Origin of the sequence: Bacillus sp. FJAT-49711, from assembly GCF_018343715.1 — a bacterium.
Taxonomy (GTDB): domain Bacteria; phylum Bacillota; class Bacilli; order Bacillales; family Bacillaceae_C; genus Lederbergia.
Genome location: NZ_JAGYPL010000002.1, coordinates 789,140 through 811,069 on the forward strand (window position 1 = coordinate 789,140; position 21,930 = coordinate 811,069).

General features: G+C 38.8%; 16 protein-coding genes and 1 riboswitch. Of the genes, 11 read left to right on the top strand and 5 right to left on the bottom strand.

Features of this window, described 5'->3' with window-relative positions; all coding sequences use genetic code 11:
* Window positions 1–342: 342 nt before the first annotated feature.
* The 5 genes from KHA96_RS11490 (at window position 343) to nagB (ending at window position 6,365) form a co-directional block, all read left to right on the top strand.
* Window positions 343–810 carry a C40 family peptidase gene (locus KHA96_RS11490; protein WP_213129421.1) on the top strand — a complete coding sequence of 156 codons (468 nt, stop codon included), beginning with the start codon at window positions 343–345 and terminating at the stop codon, window positions 808–810.
* Between the two features lie 607 nt (window positions 811–1,417).
* Window positions 1,418–1,506, top strand: a riboswitch (cyclic di-GMP riboswitch).
* A gap of 72 nt (window positions 1,507–1,578) precedes the next feature.
* Window positions 1,579–3,753 carry an EAL domain-containing protein gene (locus tag KHA96_RS11495; protein ID WP_213129422.1) on the top strand — a complete coding sequence of 725 codons (2,175 nt, stop codon included), beginning with the start codon at window positions 1,579–1,581 and terminating at the stop codon, window positions 3,751–3,753.
* A gap of 246 nt (window positions 3,754–3,999) precedes the next feature.
* Complete coding sequence (locus KHA96_RS11500) at window positions 4,000–4,371, top strand: PilZ domain-containing protein (RefSeq protein ID WP_213129423.1); 372 nt, start codon at window positions 4,000–4,002, stop codon at window positions 4,369–4,371.
* A gap of 135 nt (window positions 4,372–4,506) precedes the next feature.
* Window positions 4,507–5,655, top strand: coding sequence for an N-acetylglucosamine-6-phosphate deacetylase (gene nagA, locus KHA96_RS11505; protein WP_213129930.1), 1,149 nt, complete (start codon window positions 4,507–4,509; stop codon window positions 5,653–5,655).
* A 2-nt stretch (window positions 5,656–5,657) separates the two neighbouring features.
* Window positions 5,658–6,365, top strand: a complete 708-nt coding sequence (gene nagB, locus KHA96_RS11510; RefSeq protein ID WP_213129424.1) for a glucosamine-6-phosphate deaminase — start codon at window positions 5,658–5,660, stop codon at window positions 6,363–6,365.
* A 166-nt stretch (window positions 6,366–6,531) separates the two neighbouring features.
* On the opposite strand, the gene KHA96_RS11515 is transcribed toward nagB, so the two are convergent.
* Complete coding sequence (locus KHA96_RS11515; RefSeq protein ID WP_213129425.1) at window positions 6,532–6,663, bottom strand: YjcZ family sporulation protein; 132 nt, start codon at window positions 6,661–6,663, stop codon at window positions 6,532–6,534.
* Between the two features lie 184 nt (window positions 6,664–6,847).
* On the opposite strand from KHA96_RS11515, the gene KHA96_RS11520 reads away from it, so the two are divergent.
* Together KHA96_RS11520 and KHA96_RS11525 are read left to right on the top strand one after the other, a co-directional pair.
* Window positions 6,848–8,554, top strand: coding sequence for a mechanosensitive ion channel (locus tag KHA96_RS11520; protein WP_213129426.1), 1,707 nt, complete (start codon window positions 6,848–6,850; stop codon window positions 8,552–8,554).
* Window positions 8,555–8,736: 182 nt separating this feature from the next.
* The gene (locus tag KHA96_RS11525; RefSeq protein WP_213129427.1) at window positions 8,737–9,765 is read left to right on the top strand and encodes a hypothetical protein; all 1,029 of its coding nucleotides are present in this window, start codon (window positions 8,737–8,739) and stop codon (window positions 9,763–9,765) included.
* Between the two features lie 96 nt (window positions 9,766–9,861).
* On the opposite strand, the gene KHA96_RS11530 is transcribed toward KHA96_RS11525, so the two are convergent.
* Window positions 9,862–11,220, bottom strand: coding sequence for an efflux RND transporter periplasmic adaptor subunit (locus KHA96_RS11530; RefSeq protein WP_213129428.1), 1,359 nt, complete (start codon window positions 11,218–11,220; stop codon window positions 9,862–9,864).
* A 12-nt stretch (window positions 11,221–11,232) separates the two neighbouring features.
* Window positions 11,233–11,895 (bottom strand): hypothetical protein, encoded by a 663-nt coding sequence (locus KHA96_RS11535; RefSeq protein ID WP_213129429.1) that lies wholly within the window; start codon window positions 11,893–11,895, stop codon window positions 11,233–11,235.
* Between the two features lie 315 nt (window positions 11,896–12,210).
* Here KHA96_RS11535 and KHA96_RS11540 point away from each other — a divergent pair, with 315 nt between their 5' ends.
* The 4 genes from KHA96_RS11540 (at window position 12,211) to KHA96_RS11555 (ending at window position 19,535) form a co-directional block, all read left to right on the top strand.
* Complete coding sequence (locus KHA96_RS11540) at window positions 12,211–15,876, top strand: S8 family serine peptidase (protein WP_213129430.1); 3,666 nt, start codon at window positions 12,211–12,213, stop codon at window positions 15,874–15,876.
* A 269-nt stretch (window positions 15,877–16,145) separates the two neighbouring features.
* Window positions 16,146–16,877: a WecB/TagA/CpsF family glycosyltransferase gene (locus tag KHA96_RS11545; RefSeq protein ID WP_213129431.1), complete on the top strand. Its 732-nt coding sequence runs from the start codon at window positions 16,146–16,148 to the stop codon at window positions 16,875–16,877.
* Window positions 16,878–17,155: 278 nt separating this feature from the next.
* Window positions 17,156–18,217 (top strand): glycosyltransferase family 4 protein, encoded by a 1,062-nt coding sequence (locus KHA96_RS11550; protein WP_213129432.1) that lies wholly within the window; start codon window positions 17,156–17,158, stop codon window positions 18,215–18,217.
* A gap of 274 nt (window positions 18,218–18,491) precedes the next feature.
* Window positions 18,492–19,535, top strand: coding sequence for an N-acetylmuramoyl-L-alanine amidase family protein (locus tag KHA96_RS11555; protein WP_213129433.1), 1,044 nt, complete (start codon window positions 18,492–18,494; stop codon window positions 19,533–19,535).
* Window positions 19,536–19,598: 63 nt separating this feature from the next.
* On the opposite strand, the gene KHA96_RS11560 is transcribed toward KHA96_RS11555, so the two are convergent.
* On the bottom strand, window positions 19,599–20,633 hold the full coding sequence (locus tag KHA96_RS11560) for an LCP family protein (protein ID WP_213129434.1): 1,035 nt from the start codon (window positions 20,631–20,633) through the stop codon (window positions 19,599–19,601).
* Between the two features lie 160 nt (window positions 20,634–20,793).
* Window positions 20,794–21,834 (bottom strand): CDP-glycerol glycerophosphotransferase family protein, encoded by a 1,041-nt coding sequence (locus tag KHA96_RS11565; protein ID WP_349305760.1) that lies wholly within the window; start codon window positions 21,832–21,834, stop codon window positions 20,794–20,796.
* Between the last annotated feature and the right edge of the window lie 96 nt (window positions 21,835–21,930).

Consider the following 21,930-nt stretch of genomic DNA (forward strand, 5'->3'; position numbering starts at 1 on the left):
CCCCCTAGATCTCTTTTCTTTAGGCAATTTTAGCACGAAAATATGGATTCTTTGTCAAATATTACAAATTGTAACATGATTTTAATGTTAGTTCCATATATTTACATATTATGAGACTGAAAGTTCTACAAATATGAATGAAATCTAGTAAAAATGAATTAAGTGTAATATGTCAAAAGATGTACAAATTTACAATTGTGTGACGATATTGCAATCATATTGTTACGCAATTGTAAAATAAACTATTAATTTCTTGTGCTATGATTATCTTGTCAAAATTACCAAATTTAACTAATAGAGACATATAAAATATAGATATTTAGACAGGGGAAAACTAGTAAAATGTCAACTGTAAAAAAAGCATTGTTGTCGTTACTTGCCGTAGTGATGTTCACAGTAATCGCTGTTCAGCCTGAAGCTGCAAGTGCAGCCGCAAAAAAACCATCGGCGAGCGCAATTGTTAAACAAGGGAAGAAATACCTAGGAGTTAGATACGTTTACGGAGGATCAAGCCCAAAAGGTTTTGACTGCTCTGGATTTACATCATATACCTTTAAACAAAAAGGAATGAAATTACCGCGAACTGCTGCCGATCAATACAAAAAAGGGAAAGCAGTAAGCAAAAAGAACCTAAAAGCTGGAGACTTAGTTTTCTTTAAAACATCCTCCACTAAAAAAGTCTCACATGTAGGAATCTACATCGGAGGAAACAAATTCATCCATTCAGCCGGCAAAGGCGTTGCAATCACATCCATCAATGACCCATATTATTGGAAATCCCGCTACGTCGGAGCGAAAAGAGTCCTATAATTAGAATCCGTTAGGTATTGTACCTAGCGGGTTTTTTTGTGTTTGCGGGAGTTCTTGTATTTGCATTCTGTTTCGTATTCACTGGGAAAGTGTATGAGAAATCGTGATGGGTCGTTGAATGTGCCCTGCGTATCGAAAAAGTTAGTCAAGAGGTCACGATGAAATATTCAAAATGCCCTTCACCGTGTTAAAAGCAGTAAAACTGTCCAATTGAACTTCTCAAATTGCCCTTTATCTTCTGAAGAAGTCAAAGTTGTCCAATTAATCATCCTTAGTGACGGTTCCCGCAACAGTTTATATTTTCCTGTCCGATTGAACTTCTCAAATAACCTATCTCATGAAATTTCGATATTTTCCCATCCGATTAAACACGAAAAGTAAAATGCTCTCCATCTCAATTTTGGTTTGTTTATAGATTGTAAGTTTCAATCAAACCCAATTCAGGCCCTAAAGACTAGATAGCTTTCGTTATCAATCTATTTTTTTACATCTTTCACCAAAAAAATGGACTTTTTGGCATATAAATATAAACAAAAATGGTAAGGTGTGGTAGCATGGTAACGGTTACGGCGTATTCCCGATTATTCCAACTGCACAACTTAACTAAATACGAAAAAGGCAAAATCATTGAAAAATGATGACGCAAAGCTAAAGGGGCTAATGTGTAGACGTACACGATGCCAGCCAGTTACCGAAATTTAGACTAGTAAACTCTTTTTCGGTTATCGAAAAAGAGTTTTTTTAATTTTCAAAAAGGAGAGGATTATATTGAAGAACCAAGACATTATTGATTTTTTTGATTCTAATGAACAGTTAGAAACACTGCTTAACACAATTCCTGACCCGATTATCATTAAGGATGGGGAAAATCGGTGGATACGAGCAAACCAAAGTGCCATCTCACTCTTGGGATTAGACGGGAATTATTATATCGGGAAAACGTCTGCTGAAATTGCTGCTATAAAACCAATATTTAGCGAAATCTTCTTATCTGGATTTGAAGAAGGGGAAAATCCATGGCAAACAGGAGAACTAATGCGTGGGGAGGTAACTTTTTCAACTTATGATAAACAAAATGTAACCTTTGACATCATGACAAAACCATTATTTTATGAAGATGGTAGTAGGAAGGCTCTTATTGTTATAGGTAGAGATGTGACAGAGCGAAAACAGGCAGAAGAACATAAAACTCACTTGGCGTATTACGATCCGTTAACGAAACTTCCCAATAGATTCAACTATAAGGAGGAATTGGAGAACCAAGTCATTATTTCGCGGACCTTGCAACAAAAATTTGTTGTCATGTATTTGGGGTTGGATCGTTTTAATAATATAAACGATACGCTAGGTCCTGCAATTGGGGATCAGTTGCTTGTTCAAATATCTGATAGATTACAAAAATTCCTGCCTGAAGATTGGTTTTTGGCACGAATAGGTGGGGATGAATTTTCAATGATTATACCTAACGCTAGAATAGAGCATAAACATTGTCTAGCAAATACGATCATTGATTCATTAGATGCCCCTTTTTTTATTAATGAATATGAATTATTTATTACCGCTAGTATTGGGCTTTGCAGTTATCCTAACGATGGAGAAGATGCCCAATCACTAATGAAAAGTGCAGGTATTGCCTTGCACTTCGCTAAAAAGGAAGGTAAAAATCAATATAAAGCATATAGCTCAGTAAGGGATATCAAGACATTTAAATCCTTTTCCATTGAAAACAGCCTGCATAAAGCAATGGATATGAAGGATTTTGAATTATTTTACCAGCCAAAGATTGATGTACATACAAATCAAATCATTGGTGCTGAAGCACTTATTCGTTGGAATCATCCAGAATGGGACCTTGTATCACCGAGAGAATTTATATCTCTAGCTGAAGAGACTGGATTAATTATACCGATAGGAAAATGGGTGAAAGAAACTGCTTGCAAGCAGATAAAAGAATGGCAAGATGAAGGGATAAATATCGTACCCATCTCAATCAACATTTCCGCTAAAAGATTCATGCAAAAAGAATTTGTTAAAAGTATTGCAAGGATTTTGGATCAGTTGCAATTAGATCCACATCTTTTAGAAATAGAAATTACCGAAACCTCATTAATGGAAAATGAAGAACTGGCGATTGGGGTAATAAACCAATGTAGAGAGCTCGGTATAAAAGTATCATTAGATGATTTTGGGACTGGGTACTCAGCGCTATCTTATTTAAGACAATTCAAAGTCGATACAATTAAGATTGACCGAACATTTATTAAAGAAATTGGGGTCAGCAAACAAGATGAATTGATTGTAGAAGGAATTATTAATTTGATTCAAAGCCTTAACATTGATGTAATAGCAGAAGGGGTAGAAACGGAAGAACAATTAAAATTTCTCCGAGAACATAAATGTAAACAAGTGCAAGGGTACCTTTACAGCAGGCCTGTAAAAGCTGAAGAATTTAAAGCTTTACTTAAAAAAGGAAAAATTAAAATTAATGCAAAAGAGAATGAAGTAAAGCAGGAAGTTGAAAATAGAAGGAAATATTTCCGCTTGAATTTCGTTCATCCGCTCTCAGGTGACATGACCATCATTAAATTTATGAATCAGGATATCACATTGGGGAAAACGGAAGTTCTGATTCAAGATCTTAGTTTGGGTGGATTAAGCTTGGTCTCTGATATTAAAATGGCTGTGCGGCCTGATATGATTTTAAGCATTGAAACAGAAATATTAGGAGAATCGGTAGAATTAATTGGAAAAATTGTTTGGATGAAGGAATTATATGACGATCTGTATCATTATGGAATTGAATTTATGATTGAGGAAACTGAGCGTGACTTACTCGCAAAACTGATAAATACTCTCACAGTAAAAGTTCGCAAAAATCCGATTGTTCCTGAATGTCGATTTATTATCGCAGATATTTATACTTTCTTCAAAAAGCAACAGTAAACTAACATTATTATATAGACAAGTTTTTCAATAGCTGGCGAGGAAGTTGCGATGAAGCACTAGAAAAAGAGTAATAAACTCTATTAGAATATAAAAATACACATAAACGAATCGCAATTAGGATCAGTTTAGCAAAATATAATAGCGGGAATAGCGAAGTTGATTGAAAGAGCTGACTCTGCCTTATATTAAGCGAGTAGCTGTAATCAGGTTGTTGTAGTCTCATAATGTTTGGAGGTGAAAGGTATGCTAGGCAATCGTCACGAAGCGTTTCGTTACAATTTTTCACCGCCTCTTCCATGTCAATTTAATATTGCGATTGAAAATGAACCGGACAAAGTAAGTCAATTCGGCAATGCGGAAATTCATAATATCAGTCCACACGGGCTTATGTTCTCTACTGAACTAAATATACCGCAAAATCGGGATATGATAAGAGTGAGTGTGAAACTGACTCTGGAAGAGATGGACTTTCTTGTGTCTGGTCATTTCCGCTGGAAGGAAAAGCATATAGGTGAGTGCATGTATGGTGTACTTTTAGAAAATAATGAAGAAATGGAACAAAGGATTATTAATCAACTAAAAATATTATCAAAAAGAAAACACAACATGCTTTGAATTTGATAATACCATTAGTTATTCGTTTAATTCGTCCCAATAGGCCAAACCCCATCCCAATTGTCATTACCACTTTAGAGACTTATAATAGAGCTAGCGGATGAAAGCGAATGTCTTAAATGAGAGGTGAATATTTTGGAAACGCAAGTCATTATAAATGCGACAATATATCCCGGGGGTTCAGAAAAACCAATTAAAAACGGATATATTCGTTTTGCTCAACAAATCATTCAAATAGGCGAAATGGATTCGTATCAAGGACAATTAGGGGAAATCGTTACAGATGCAGCAGGAAAAATGATCATTCCAGGGATGATCGACATCCATATTCATGGAGGCTACGGCGTCGATACAATGGATGCCGATCCGGATAAGATGATGTTTTTAAGTGAAAAATTGCTATCTGAAGGGGTAACGTCATTTTTTGCGACGACAATCACGCAAGAACACGCGAACATTTCAGAAGCGTTAAAAGCGGTAAAAGTTGCGATGGATCGTGGGTCGTCGATTGAGGGCGTGCATTTGGAAGGTCCTTTTATAAATGTGAAGCGCGCTGGTGCGCAGCCGCCTGAATACATAATTGATCCAGATATTGAATTATTTTTAAAATGGCATGGAGAATCCGGAGAGCAAATCAAGCTTGTGACGTATGCACCTGAATTACAAGGTGGGGAAGAGTTCGAACAAGTTATGGTCGGGAGAGGAATCGTTCCATCTGTTGGACATTCCGACGCGGTCAGAGAGGAGCTTCGCAATAGTGCGGCATCTCATGCTACGCATTTATATAATGGTATGCGTGGGCTTCATCATCGGGAAGCGGGAGTCGCTGGCCATGCCTTGTTGAAGGATGACATCCAAGTTGAGATCATTGCTGATGGCATCCATATTACACCTGATATGATTGATTTGGCATACCGAATGAAAGGCGCGGGAAAAATATCCCTAATATCTGATGCAATGATGGCAAAAGGGATGCAGCCTGGGGAATATGAACTTGGGGGTCAGAAAGTCATTGTTCATGAAGGGGAGGCCCGCCTTGAAAATGGCTCGCTCGCTGGAAGTGTTCTGAAAATGGATGAAGCATTTCGAAATATCATTTCATTTACAGGATGTTCGATAACGGAAGCTGTACAAATGACATCCAGCAACCAAGCACGTGAATTCGGTCTTGAGGCAAAAGGATTTTTAGCACGGGAAAAAGACGCAGACTTTGTCATAATGAATGACGAATTACACGTAGAGAAAACATACCGACTGGGAGTCGGCTACAAAATAGGAGGGTAACCATGGAGATTATTGTTGTAAAAAATGATCAAGAAGGTTCAGAAAAAGCTTTTGATATAATTAAAGCTGGTCTTGAAAATGGGAAAATCAAAACACTCGGACTTGCGACTGGTGGAACGCCATTAAAATTGTACGCTAAAATGCGCGAGGCGAAATTGGATGTTTCAGATGTTTCGACTACAAATTTAGATGAATATGTTGGCCTGCCGGCAGACAGCCCGCAAAGCTACAATTATTATATGGAACAAGAACTTTTTAATAGCCTTCATTTTAAAGAAACATTTCTGCCAAATGGCATGGCAGAAGACTTAGACGCTGAGTGTGAACGCTACGAACAAATCTTGAACGATCATCCTGTTGATCTTCAAGTACTCGGAATTGGCACAAATGCCCATATTGGTTTCAATGAGCCAGGAACATCATTTGACGCAAAAACCCATGTGGTGGAATTAACACAAGAAACAAAAGCCGCGAATAAACGTTATTTTGAAAAAGAAGAAGATGTTCCAACGCATGCAGTATCAATGGGGATTGCTTCCATCATGGCAGTGAAACAAGTCGTCTTACTGGCATTTGGCGAATCTAAAGCTGATGCGATTCAACAAATGGTAGAAGGACCGGTCACGGAGGACTGCCCTGCATCCGTACTCCAAAACCATCCAAACGTTACAATCATCGCAGACGAAGCCGCGGCATCAAAATTAAAATAATAGTCTAGAGATCATTAAAACAGAAGATGAAGTCATTATGATTTCATCCTCTGTTTTTTATTGGAAAAATAAAAGGAAGAGCGCCTAAATGAGCGCTCTTCGGTGTTAGACAGAGAATGGACTCCTATAGGGAGTAAAAGGATACCGCATTGTTCAAGTTACGGACTTAGTTAAAGAACGCTGTACCGACAATAATCAATAAAATGAAAAGTACAACGATTAAAGCAAATGAGTTACCCATACCGTAACCGCCACCGCCGTAACCGCCATAGCCGCCACCGCAACATCCGAATCCCATAACACCACCACCTTTCGAATGGTTAATACATTTTATGTAGGTTGTGAAAAAACGAACTAGGGATTAGCGGACAATACATGAAATGGTTGAATTCACTAGATTGGGAAAATAGTTTCCGATTTTCTTTGGTTTAAATCCCTGCCGAACAGGTATAGAAAAGGGATAACTAAAGGAGGGTTAACTTATGCCATTTGATTCAGGTTACAACTGGGCCTCAATCTATATTTCAAAACTACCGAATTTATTATGGGCACTAATCGTTTTATTGATTGGTTGGATCATAGCAAAGGCAATTGGAAAAGCGGTAGAAAAGCTATTGAAAAAAACAAATTGGGATGAAAAACTATTTGGGAAAAATCATCCTGAAGGAAAGAAACGCGTCAATTCTAACGAACTTATTGGAAAAATTGTATACTACATCTTACTTGTACTCGTCTTCATCTTATTTTTCCAACTGTTGAATCTTGGAGCCATCACATCTCCATTCCTCGGAATGTTCGGGACGATGCTAGCCTTCGTTCCTGCTATATTAAAAGCGGGACTTATTCTTCTATTGGCCTACGTTATTGCGACACTTTTAAAAATGCTCATCATTAAAGGCGGAGAAAAAGCCAATGTAACGTCTTTCATGCAAAAAATGAATGTCGCCGAATCAAGTGCGGACAGTCATAAATTTCTGCATACCGCTGGAAAAATTGTATTTTATTTAGTGATGCTGCTCTTCATTCCTGGAGTGTTGGCCGCACTGAATATACATGGTGTGTCTGGGCCATTCGGAGGAATGCTCGAAAGTATACTAGGATTCATACCAAAATTACTCGCAGCCGCACTTATTCTTTTAGTAGGCTGGTTTGTGGCGAAAATTATTCGCGATCTTGTGACAGGCTTGCTAAAAACGGTCGGAACTGAAAAACTAGCTTCCCGTCTCGGTCTGCAAAAATTATTAGGGAATACATCCCTTTCATCCATAATTGGAACAATCGTGTTCGTATTAATTATGATTCCAATCGTCATTTCAGCACTCGATCAACTGGATATTCGCGCCATCACGGATCCAGCAGTTGCCATGTTGAACGATATCATAACGATGATTCCGAACTTGGTCATTGCCGTACTTCTTATTGCGTTGAGTATTTGGATAGGAAAATGGGTGCGCCATATCGTAGCTGAACTTTTACAAAGAGTCGGGTTTGACTCATTAACACGCAATCTTGCGGTAGGGAATTGGAAACCGGGGGCAAGCGGAATGCTCATGTCCGAACTTGTCGGCTATATCGCACAAATCCTTATCGTCTTCTTCATCACAATAGAAGCATTGAATCTAATAAAACTTGATTTCCTAGTACTCATGCTAACTGCCATTACGGCTTATATTCCGCAAGTACTAGCCGCTGTCATCATATTGGCTTTAGGACTCATCGTGGCCAATATTGTTGAAAAAGTGTTATCGAATATTTTAACAGGTCCAAGCTTCAAATTAATTACAGCAGTTGCAAAATATGCAATCATCGCACTTGCAGTATTCATGGCACTGGATCAGCTCGGAGTTGCTGCCACCATCGTCAACTCAGCATTCATCCTGATTCTAGGCGGAATGGCTCTAGCATTTGGCCTATCATTTGGACTGGGTGGCAAAGAATTTGCTAAAAATTATTTATCAAAACTGGATAAAACGATTGAACAAACGGAAGTAGATAAAACGAAAAAGCCAAGTAACGCGATTCAAATGGATCATACGAAAAAACCTAGCACAGGGAGCGGGAACCCAAACACAATGGGGCAGAATTTAAGCGACCCAAATGCTGAATACACGGAATCAATGGATCCAAATAAGAACAATGATATGGAAGACGATAGAGGTCCAAAAGATTCATGGCCTCCGAAGCAATAAAAAGAAAGCCTGCACTCTTGAAAGTTGGAGTGCAGGCTTGTTTTGAATGTGCCTGTTATTGCTATGCAAATTAAATCTGGAATGAGCCTGATTCGTGATGGAAATTGTGTATTCATCACCATTCATTCCCACATTGCCCAGATTCAGCATTGGAATCCGGTTTTTGTAATGACTGACGGGTATTGAAACGAATCCAACGCATACGCGCAGCAAATGTGAGAAATGGAATCGATCCGCTGTGTATCCGGAGTTTACGCGCAGCAATTGTGACAAATGAATCTGGTCCGATGCGTATCGGTAGTTTGCGCGCAGCAAATGTGACAAATGAATCCGGTCCGATGCGTATCGGAAGTTTGCGCGCAGCAAATGTGACAAACGAATCCGGTCCGATGCGTATCGGCAGTTTGCGCGCAACAATTGTGACAAATGAATCCGGTCCGATGTGTATCGGAAGTTTGCGCGCGGCAATTGTGTCAAATGAATCCGATCCGATGCGTATCGGCAGTTTGCGCGCAACAATTGTGGCAAACGAATCCGCAACGATGTGTATCGGAAGTTTGCGCGCAGCAAATGTGACAAATGAATCCGGTCCGATGCGTATCGGTAGTTTGCGCGCAACAATTGTGGTAAATGAATCCGCTCTGATGCGTATCGGTAGTTTGCGCGCAGCAATTGTGGCAAATGAATCCGATCCGATGCGTATCGGTAGTTTGCGCGCAACAATTGTGACAAATGAATCCGGTCCGATGTGTATCGGAAGTTTGCGCGCAGCAAATGTGACAAATGAATCCGATCCGATGCGTATCGGAAGTTTGCGCGCAGCAATTGTGGCAAATGAATCCGGTCCGATGCGTATCCGTAGTTTGCGCGCAGCAATTGTGGCAAATGAATCCGGTCCGATGTGTATCCGTAGTTTGCGCGCAACAATTGTGACAAATGAATCCGCTACGATGCGTATCGGTAGTTTGCGCGCAGCAAATGTGACAAATGAATCCGATCCGATGTGTATCGGACGTTTACGCGCAACAATTGTGACAAATGAATCCGCTACGATGCGTATCGGTAGTTTGCGCGCAGCAAATGTGGCAAACGAATCCGCTACGATGCGTATCCGAAGTTTGCGCGCAGCAAATGTGACAAATGAATCCGCAACAATGCGTATCCGAAATTTGCGCGCAGTAATTGTGACAAACAAACGAGTTCCAAGTTGAATCCGACGCTTATTTTTTGGGGTAATCGGTACCCGAATTATTCCACATCGGAGAGCCAACCGATTATCGTAAAAGAACTCTGTCTGTACTACTGGTTCACCTCTGCAAAATCCCGACTAACACATATTTTAATTTTCTTCTAAAGCTTTCCTTTTCCCATTGGTCAAAAATAGATTTGTTTCCTTTGAATGGGGTGATGAATGAGCCGGCGGAGTCCACTTCTTTTGCATGAGTGACGTATATTTCTCCAAGTTCGACGCCATCGATAATTTCGTTTCGCTCTCCGACTTGCAATCCGAGTCCTACTTCTCTTTTTTCAACCAATCCATCTCGACCGAGGACCCATAAATACGAATTTCCTCGCAAGCTCTTCTGTTGGACGACTGGAACGTCGAGAACTTCATCTACGACAATATCGGTTTGAACATGGTAGCCCGCGTATAAAACCTCTACTGATTCCACGTCAACTTCCTCATTTTCTTCTGCATCGACTTCCTCACCAGCTTCATCGTCAACTTCCGCCTCTACCTCCGCACCATCTCCATCCAACACGACAGTAAATGGATACTGACTTGCTCGTTCGAGATCTGCTTTCTCTTCCGGAAGCTCATCTACCGTTCCGATCTCCCCGGAAATCTTCCCTTTGAATAAATCGGAATGCACATCGACGCGCATGCCTTCTACGACTTCGGCCACTTCACTTTCAGTTAATCGCCCTTCTACAAACAGATCCTCTGACACGATCGTGATGACGGGATTATTCAATTCAAATGAAATATCTTCGATGATTCCGTCAACTGAGCTTAAAATAGTTAAGCCGCTGCGACCGCTTTCTACTGCATCTCTTTGGTCCTCGTACATTTGAATTTCCGATTCGACTTTTTCCAAATCGAGTTTCTTGTCAGCGATGGACTGATCCATTCTACGCATTTCAGCAGCTTCTTCTCGTGTTTGCCTTGCCGCATCCACATTCACGATTGTTTCAGAAACGGCATCTGCTTTATCATCTCCGCTATAAACCGGCCGCACATTTGACCTTCCGCGAGGTATTGCAGTTTTTGTTCTTTCCATATCACTTACCAGCGTTTCAATACTTTTCTTTTCCTTTTCCAAACGTTCTATATGAGCATCGAGCAATGTGATTTGTTCATCTAAACGATCAGTGGCGTACTCAAATAAAGGAGTGCCATTTTCGACCTTGTCGCCTTTTTCAACTAAAAATTCCTTAAAAGTTACATTCGGATCGATAAAAACAGGATGTCTTTCGGATGGCGCAATGACACCTTTAGTCCGGAGGTTTTTTACTATATCTTCGGTCTTAAGTTCCTTCCAGCTCGAAATGAAATTCAATCGCTCGACTTTGCTCCCTTTTTTCTCAAGCAAAACAAAATTTACCGTTAACAGTAAAATAACGGCTACCGCGATTAATAACCGACGCCAATTCGCCTTCAACAAACATCACCGCCCTCATAAATACGTATTGAAATTGATTAAAGCTAACACGGTGGTCAGTGACCAGAAAAGCAGATGAATACATATAACTAATAAAGCACTTTTCATCCGAGACAACTCAGTCAAAGTGCGAACTCCTCGGTATTGGACGACCGCAACCCAAATTTTAAATAAAGAAATAGAGGCACATAAATAAATTAGAAAATCTGACTTTGCTATGTATTGTGCGATCACACCTAAAGAAAGCGGAGAAGAGAACCAAGGCAAGTTAAAAAAGACAGCAAGAATGATATATGAAATTTGCTCAAGTAATAAAATCGGTAAAATAAACACTTGGACAACAACAAACTTTTTGTAAAATGTATCGGAAAATACCCAAAATACAGCAGCAGGTATAAAAATTACAGCGGTCGCATAGAGCAGCCCAAGAAAAAAGCGGCCAATTATGAAATAACTTTTTACCGTTTCATACTGTAAGTTAGTTGACCTCGCAAGCTCAGGAGAAAGCACATGGGACCCTATCCCATAATAACCGGATATACAAAAAATGACTGCACTCGAAAAAAACAGCCAAAACAATCGAATTTTCAGTCCATAAATGGCTTCAGCTTTATGTAATTGAAAAAGACTTCTATTAGCAAAAAATAAACCTTTATATATGGAAGTTTGATAGATCAAAAGAAAATCACCTGCTCATTATGTCTCTTTTTCTGCCCAGCTACAGCGCCTCACGACTAGCATACTTCTTGCCTTCTCTTTTGCGTAAGTCAAAGGCCCTTCCGCTTTTCTTAAGTTTAACCCATTTTTCACCAAAAAAGCTAAAAATAATTTAAGCTTAGAAATGCTGTCTAAAAACGGCTTTTTGCGATGACGATTTACCTATGACTTTTAGGACTGTTCCCCTATTCTTCATCCCATTACTATTAAAATATCAGAATATTTCGCTTCCGGAAATAGTTTGATAGAACTTTATCAACAGAATGGGGGAAAATTATGTTGAAACGTAGTGCCATTCTTCTGTTTATTTTTCTTTTGACGTTCGGAAACATATCATTCGCGAATGATGTAACCCTTCCGAAGAATGTGCAGAAGAAGATTCAGCCTAAAACAGAAGAGCTAAAGCAAACAGTAGACCCTGAGGCGGAGCAAAGAGTCATTGTTGAGTTGAAAGAGGAAGCTCCAATTGAAATTGCGACGAAAAAGGGCGTCAAATTTCAAAAACTCGACAAAACTCAAAAAAAGCAACTCGAAAAGAACGCAAAGCTTAAGCAAAAAGCAGTAAAAGATAAAATAAAAGAAAAGAAAGTACAAGCAAAATATTTAAAAGAATTTACAACTGTCGTCAATGGATTTAGTGCTGAAATTAAGCATAAAGACATTGAAATCATTAAAAATATTCCAGAAGTAAAAACGGTCCATATCGTCAATGAATACGAGCGGCCAATTGCGACACCAGAAATGAAATATAGTAAAGAACTGGTAGAAGCGCAAGAAGCATGGCGCGACTACGGCTTTAAAGGCGAAGGAATGGTCGTTGGAATCATTGATACAGGAATCGATCCAAGTCATCAAGATATGATTTTATCTGATACATCTGCAGCCAAGCTTACAGAAAAACTAGTAAGCGACACGATTTCAGAAAACGCATTGCCAGGAAGATTTTACACAGAAAAAGTTCCATATGGATACAACTATATGGATGAAAATAATGAAATCCGTGACATTCATTCAGAAGCTTCCATGCACGGAATGCATGTTGCGGGTACAGTGGGCGCAAATGGAGATGAAGACAATGGCGGCATCAAAGGGATTGCCCCAGAAACACAGCTCCTTGCGTTAAAAGTGTTCGGAAATGATCCGGAAATGCAGTCAACATACGGAGATATCTATATTAAAGCAATTGATGACGCAATTAAACTTGGCGTCGACGTACTAAATATGAGTCTTGGTTCTACAGCTGGATTCGTGGATTCGGAATCGCCAGAACAACAAGCGGTAAAACGTGCAGTTGATAATGGTGTGCTTATGTCTATCTCAGCCGGAAACTCCGCGTTGTTTGGTGATGGCTATTATTATCCACTCGCATCCAATCCAGACTATGGAGTGAGCGGAGCACCAGGAGTATCATATGACTCGCTGCAAGTCGCATCATTTGAAAATACGTATATGCAAGTGGATGAACTTCAATACACAATCGATGGCGCCCCTGGAGCTGCTGCTTTCTTATCGGCGGGTAAAATCCATCCGAATGATGTAGCGACTAAGTCATTCGACGTTGTGGAAGCAGGAATTGGTGCACCAGAGGATTTTGCTGGTAAAGATGTAAAAGGCAAATATGCACTCGTACAACGAGGAGTACTCGCTTTTGCCGATAAAGCATTGAATGCGCAAGCTGCTGGAGCAGCAGGTGTGATCATTTATAACAATACTGATGGGATCATCAACATGGCAACAGACGATGCAATTAACATTCCACAGTTATTCATGCTAAAAAGCGATGGCGACACATTAGCCGCAGCTTTAAACAATGGACAAGCTGTAGCGATCACGTTTGACGGAAAATCAGCTAAAATTGATAATCCATCTGCTGGCCTAATGAGTGAATTCTCATCTTGGGGACTAACGCCGGACCTTGATTTTAAACCGGAAATTACAGCACCAGGTGGACAAATCCTTTCAACTTTAAATGATAATAAATATGGCTTAATGAGCGGTACATCTATGGCTGCACCACATGTTTCCGGAGGCGGCGCCCTCGTACTACAACGTGTGGATGAGGAATTCGGACTTCAGAACGCGGACCGAATTTTAAGAACAAAAAACTTACTAATGAACACGGCAAAGCCGGTTGATTTCGATGGAGCAAAAGTATCTCCGCGTCGCCAAGGAGCAGGATTAATGCAGCTTCATGCGGCACTTTCTACACCAGTAATGGTGACAGAAACGAAAACGAAAGAAGCAAAAGTAGCGTTAAAGCAAGTGACAACGAACAAGGTTACATTTGAACTGACAGCTGAAAACTTCTCAGATCAAGAAGTAACGTATGATGTTAAAGCGAACGCACAAACGGATCAGTTTGTTCAAAACGGTCCAGACTTATTAGTGGCACCTAATCTTTTCGGAGCGTTAGACCTTGATGGACTTGCGACCGCAACAGTAAATGGAGAAGAAGTAAGCTCCGTTACGGTTCCTGCAAAAGGAACAGCGGATATTTCCGTTACAGTTGATGTAAGTGCCATCGATGCAGCGCTAGCATCAAGATTCATAAATGGATACTGGCTTGAAGGGTTCGTTACTTTAACTGACCCGACTGACACAAATCCTGAGTTAACCGTTCCATATGCAGGTTTCAAAGGGGAGTGGGATAAGGCGCCGATCTTTGATAAGCCGATGTGGGATGCCGAAACATATTACGGTATGACCGGAGTTGTTACATCTTTAGGAAAAGATGACTACGGATTCCTAGGAGAAGATTTAAACACAGGAGAGATTGACCCGAATAAAATTGCATTCTCACCAAATGGGGATGGTTCGCAAGATGATGCGCTTATGATTTTGTCCTTCCTGCGAAATGCAAAAGAAGTAAAGTTCAACGTGCTTGATTCCAAGAAAAAAGTGGTTCGAACGATTAGAACAGAGTCAGACGTTAAAAAGAATTACTATGATGGCGGACTGGCACCGATGTATTCTCTATCTTCTTCGCGTATATGGGATGGAAAAGTGAACGGTAAAACTGCGTCTGAAGGTCAATACTACTTGCAAGCTGAAGCTGTCATCGATTTTGAAGGTGCAAAATGGCAATCAATCGAATTACCAGTCTTGCTTGATACAACTGCACCTAGCCTAAAGGCAACGATCAATGAAGCTGCTCAAACAGTAAAGGTAGACGCCAAAGATAATGGCAGCGGAATTGCCTATTGGGACGTACTCATTGACGGAAAATCAGTTCTCGATAAGCCGTACACAGCAGGAGAAAAAGAACATAAGCTGACAGCGCAGCCAAGCCCTAAACAAAAACTGACAGTCGTCGCGGTTGATTATGCTGGAAATAAGGTGGAGAAAGAAGCAACAGTAGAAAAAGAAACGACGCCACCTGACTTGCATCTGTTAACTCCTGAATTCCTAAGCGTTTCATCGAAGAACGAAGTGGTCTTCTCGGGATACGTCAAAGATAAATCAGGTGTGAAGGAAGTAACTGTAGACGGTCAAAAAGTAAAACTCACATATAACAAGGCGAAAGACCAATACGAATTTTCACAAAAAGTAAAATACAAAAAAGACGGCTATTATACAGCTAAAATTAAAGCAGTAGACAATGTCGGCAACGTAACGGAGATCGCCCGTCGTTTCTTCGTAGATACAACGAAACCGAAACTCAAAGTGAAGGCGAAAAATAATGTGGATACTAAGACCATTAAGGTTTCAACCGAAATCAAAGACAATTTTGATGACATTCGCCTCTACGTCAATGGCAGTGAAGTTTTCAAAAACGAACTTTCCGAACCATACGGCATGAAAGAGTTCAAGAAGACAATTGACGGAATCGAACTGCAATTGAAGGAAGGGGACAACACCTTTACATTCGAAGTGGTTGACCTCGGTGGGAATGTGACGAAAGAGAAAGTGAAGATCAAAATGAAAAAGAGTAAGAAAAAGTAAAGACATATAAAAAGATGTAACGAAAGCTTGTCTTATTACGTCTAATGAATTGAGCCATATGAAACCGGCCTCCTTGTGTGAGTGCCGGTTTTTATAAAATAGGATATTTTCTTGAACAAGCAACACATAATAAGGAAGATAAGCTGACTTAATGCCACAAAAAGCAACAATGTTAGAGAAAAGAACTTATAAAAACATGCAATTCCCCTCATATGTATGCTAAAATGCTATCCAAGTACAAAATGGCTTGAAAGAGGTTGCTTACATACATGGGTACGAAATATTTAGGGAATATTAAAGTGGATGTCATGACATCGAACGAAGTTCTCACTGAAATAAAGAACAAGCTAACCAATCAGGAGAAGTTCAAATTATTTTTTTTAAATGCTCATTGTTACAATCTTTCACAGCAAAGTGAAGAATATGCTTCCAATTTAAATAATGCTCAATACGTTTTGAATGACGGAATTGGGGTAGAGATTGGAGCGAAGCTTTTAGGATTTACCTTTAAGGAAAATTTAAATGGGACGGATTTAACCCCGAAAATATTAGAACTTGCAGCAAAAAATAAATATAAGGTGTATTTACTTGGAGGCGCTCCGGGTGTTGCTGGAAAAGCCGCTGAGAACTTTATCAAAAAATATCCGGCACTGTCGATTGTTGGAGTTCAAGATGGATATTTTAAGGATACAGAAAAAATAATTGAGAATATCAATAATGCAAATCCAGATATCTTAGTCGTAGCATTAGGTGTGCCGTATCAAGAAAATTGGATATCGGACCATTTCTCAAAAATAAATGCCAATCTTTTTATGGGCGTCGGAGCCTTTTTAGACTTTTCTTCTAATCGAGTAAAACGAGCTCCTGAATTTTTACTAAAAGCCCGCCTAGAATGGGTATACAGACTTGTTAATGAACCTACAAGGCTGTGGAAAAGGACAATTATTGGGATTCCGCAATTTTTTTACTATATTTTAAAAAACAAACATGCATCTAAATGATTCATTGCCCGTCTTCTATCGACTGCATCTAATGGTTTTGCAGACAGACTTATATAGTTTCCGTTTTCTCATCAATGGCCTGAAGTTTTAGGTCGAGAAACAGGTTTTTTTCTGGAAGTTTTACAGACTGGTTGAAAACTAGCTTTAAGTCGTATACTATTAGATTGGAATAATATTAAATATTTATTTGCATATTTTTAACAAAAATGTAACAAAAAGATGCGAGTAAGCACTTATAATTTACGTTATATTAACAGTAAAGGAGGTAGACAAACAAAATGGAATTTCTATATTTAATCATTTGTTTTGTTGCCTCAATTTGTATTACGCCGCTTGTAAAAAAACTCGCGTTGAAATACAAAGTAACAGATAAACCGAATCATCGAAAAGTTCATAATACGATAATGCCGCGACTCGGCGGCTTAGCAATTTACTTAAGTTTTATCATCGGACTTATCATCTCTAGACAAGATAGTGAGTTCTTATGGCCAATCATTTTCGGAAGTGCCATAATTATCATAACGGGAATTCTGGATGACAAGTTTAATTTACCTCCTAGGTATAAAGTGATTGGGCAATTTTTAGCCGCGATCGTCGCTATAAGAGGAGGATTTGATTTAGAATTCATTAACCTTCCTTTCGGTGGTAAATTAGAATTTGGTTATTTTATCGTACCTATCACGATTTTATGGATCATCGGAATTACGAATGCCATTAATTTAATCGATGGGTTGGATGGACTTGCTGCAGGCGTTTCTTCAATCGCACTTATTACGCTGAGTATTATGGCGTTTATCCAACAAGATATGTTTGTTCTAACGATTTCCCTGATTTTATTAGGAAGTACACTCGGATTTTTACCTTACAATTTTTACCCAGCGAAAATTTTTATGGGTGACTCAGGTGCGTTATTTTTAGGGTATATGATAGCCGTACTTTCATTGCTTGGATTTAAAAATGTAACATTTTTCTCATTCGTTATTCCGATTATTATTCTCGGTGTACCGATATCTGATACTATTTTTGCGATTATCCGAAGAATTATTAATAAAAAGCCGATATCATCTCCTGACAGGTCACATTTACACCATCGTCTACTAGGGTCAGGATTTTCACATCGACAATCAGTGCTCGTTATTTACGGTATCGCCGTTATGTTCAGCCTAGCCGCTGTCTTGTTCTCGATGGCAACTGTTTGGGGATCTTTAATCATTATCGTAGTATTATTGTTCGTAATTGAATTATTCGTGGAAGTAGTGGGCTTAGTTGGAAAAGATTATAAACCATTATTGAAATTCATGAGACCAAAAACATCTAGTCGATATAATGATCGTCTATAAAAAGCAAGAGCGGATAATATCCAAACTCTTGCTTTTTTTTTTTTTTTGTAAAAAAAGACAATAAAATGAAATATATAAGGAGTTTGGTTACATATTTTACTAAAATCGTCTTAAACATTTCCAAAATAATGCAGATTTATAATAGGAAAGCTAGAAGAATAGTGGCCATATTTGTAAAACTGCAAAGAACCCATCGAAAAAATAGGCAAATCGTCTTCTAGAGTTTTTGGCGAAATAACAAGATAATAGAAAGAAAATGGTGAAGGAGGACAGTATGATCCAAATAAGAAGATTTGTTTTTATATTTGTTGTTTTTTTGCTTTTTTGTGGAACCGTAGAGGATGTAAAAGCTGAGAGTGATTACAAGGTTGGAACAAACTCCTTGAATGTGAGAGCTGAACCATCCTTAACATCTGCTGTTATTGGTACTTTGCCAAGTGGAACTGAAGTGAATGTACTTGATATTCAATTTGATTGGGCGAAAATAAATTATCACGGTAAGACGGGTTGGATAGCATCGCATTTTTTAGTTGGCGGGTCTACATACGATACAAAGAAGGCTTCTCTTGTTAGCGTTGCAGCAGATGGAGTGCGTTTAAGGAGCGGTCCGGGGACAAGCTATCCTATCGCCGGTTACACTACATATGGAGACACTTTTACATTGATTGAGACGAAGGGAGATTGGAAACGAGTTCGTTTAAGCAATGGAAATACTGCATGGATCGCTGGATGGTTTGTATCTTCTAACCAGGAATCTATGAAAATAGCAAAAAGTCCTGAAACCCTTCGTGGAAAAACAATCATTCTAGATGCAGGTCATGGAGGATATGACCCAGGTGCTATAGGCATCGGAGGATTTTTGGAAAAAGATTTTAACTTTAATACAGCTCAGCGAGTAAAAAACAAGCTTATACAAGCAGGCGCGCAGGTGATAATGACAAGGTCGGATGATCGCTATGTCGGATTGCAAGACCGGGTCATGATGAGTCAGGCATACCCATCAAGCGTCTTTATTAGTCTTCATCACAATGCCCATAAAAACTCCGGAGCAAGTGGAATCAATTCGTTTTATTATTATCCAGCAGATAAAAACCTGACTGTTGCCATCCAAGACCAGTTAAATAAACAAACTCCAATGAAAATCAATAGTGTCCAATTTGGAGATTACTATGTATTAAGGAATAATCATCCTCAATCGATTTTATTAGAGCTTGGATTTATAACGAATATGAACGACATGAGTGTCATTCAGAACAATCAATATCAAGAGCAAGTGGCTGAATCGATTGTCCAAGGTTTACAAAACTATTTTCAATAAAAAATAGATAGAAAGTATTCCAGCAAAAAAGCCTAATCCATAGAAGATTAGGCTTTTTCAAGATTATTCTGTGTCGCTACTAGGATTAGCAACATTATTTGTAGCGGTCGTTGAGGCAACATCTAAATGCTGTTTAAGTGCGGCTTTCGTCTGTGCTAGTGCATCTTCATCTAATTGCCAGTAATAGACGTTCTTACCACTGCTATTTGGAATATAGCTGTCGAAGCCTTCGAGAGTCATCGTGTCAATCGTTAGGTTGCTCGCTATACCATAATCAATCAATGCTTTAATTTCATCAAAAGACATATCAGTTTTCATATTAGAACCTATGGCATCAATAACTTGCCCATATTTTACAACGGAAGTACCGGAAGCTGCCTTTTTAACAATAGCTTTCATTACTTCTTGTTGCCTTTTTCCACGTTCAATATCATTATCTATTTTTCTTGTTCTAGCGAACGCAAGAGCTTCTTCACCGTCTAATGTTTGCATGCCTGGTTCCAGACTAATCGCACCTGCTTTATCCTTTGAGTTTTGCTCAGAAAAAGCAAATGGTACATCGATATCAATTCCACCAAGGGCATTAACAATTTCCATGAATGCTTCAAAATCCACACGTACATAATAATCAACAGGAATATCCAATAAATTTTCTACTGTTTCAATTGTCGCTTTTGGACCGCCATAGCTGTGAGCATGGTTGATCTTTGTAGAGTATCCAACTTCATCAATATACACATATGAATCACGTGGAATCGAAAGGAGCTTTACTGATTTTTCTTTTTCATTTAAAGTTGCCAGCAGCAGCGCATCCGAACGAGTATTATCTCCTTGACTGCGTTTTTCACTATCATCGATACCGATAAACAAAATAGAGACATTATCAATTTTAGGATTAACTTTTTTCTCGCGTAGATCAGACTTTCCATCGCGATCATCATGATATGAATTGGCCATCATATTTTCTGCTTTAATGTACAAATGTACTCCATAGCTAATTCCTAAAGAAGCAATCAGTAAAATTGGAAATACCAAAAACCAAAAGATCCTTTTTCGGCTTCTCTTCTTTTTATTGACTTTTAATTGCTGTCTTCCCATTGGGTAAACTCCTTTTATTATAAATTCAATGTAAATTTTTGGTTGAGAAAATGTAAATTGCTAACTTATATCATACTATGTTTTAGTGAATCCGTAAAATACAATTTTATGACAAACTTTAATAGTCTATAAAAATAAAAAAACCCGGGAGCTCCGAGTTTTAGGCATCATACAATTTACTTTTGTAAAAAGTCTGTATTAAATTTTTACTGGAATTTCCTTGAGAATATTGATTCCATTCATGGGAAAATTGCACAACTTTGTTAAGGTCGAATTGTGACGAATGAATGATATCAATCAAGCTGCCAGTATCTTTGACAATTGGGCCAGGAACAAGCTGATCATAACCCTCCCAAAATCCTCTTAATTTTTCGTATTCATGTAAATCATAAGCAAAAAAAATCATCGGCCTATGAAGGAGTGAATATTCAAAGGGAATGGAAGAGTAATCAGATATTAATAAATCTGTAACAACTAGTAAATGGTTGATATCCTTATAATTTGAAACATCGTACACAAACTCGGGATACTGATTGTTAAGTTCCACCTTGACAGCTGGATGAAGGCGTAGAAATAAAACATAGTCTTCTTTTAAAGCTTTGTACATGGCGGCAATGTCTAAGTGCAAACTAGATACATGCAACTCATGATCGCGAAACGTCGGAGCGTATAGAATAACCTTTTTCTTCTGGATTACTGGAAAATGCTGCGTCAATTCATATCTAGCTTGTTCTAAAGCAATCTCATCAAAAAAGAAATCTGTTCTAGGAATCCCACTTCGTAATATTTGTTTATCTGATAGACCAAAGCTTTGACGAAAAATATTCGCCATTTTTTCACTACCCACGACAACGTAGTCAAAGCGATCATATACTTTCTTAAAACGCTGTAGCGCCTGCTTTGTGCGATTTCGTATAGAAGGATCCTTAAGTCCAAATTGCTTAATAGCACCCGCTGCATGCCAAAGTTGAATACAAGAAACATTTTCCCGAAACTTTGTAACAGCCAAAAATCCAAAATAATTATCAACGTAAATATGGGTGGATGTCGCTAAATGGAAGATGGATCGAATCCAGTGAAAAAAATGTCGAGGTTCAAACATTAAGATAATCCGATTGGAACTTTCTTCAAAGTCAACTTTACATTGGGAGGTTTTCAAAATGATAACTTGTCCATTTGTTTGAGTTTCCAATTCCTTCACAGTAAACAAAACATTATCCCCAAATGAAACAACGAAGGTTGATTTCTTCTTTTGGGGATAAAGTTTGAAAATATGAAATAGAATGCCGAAAAAAAA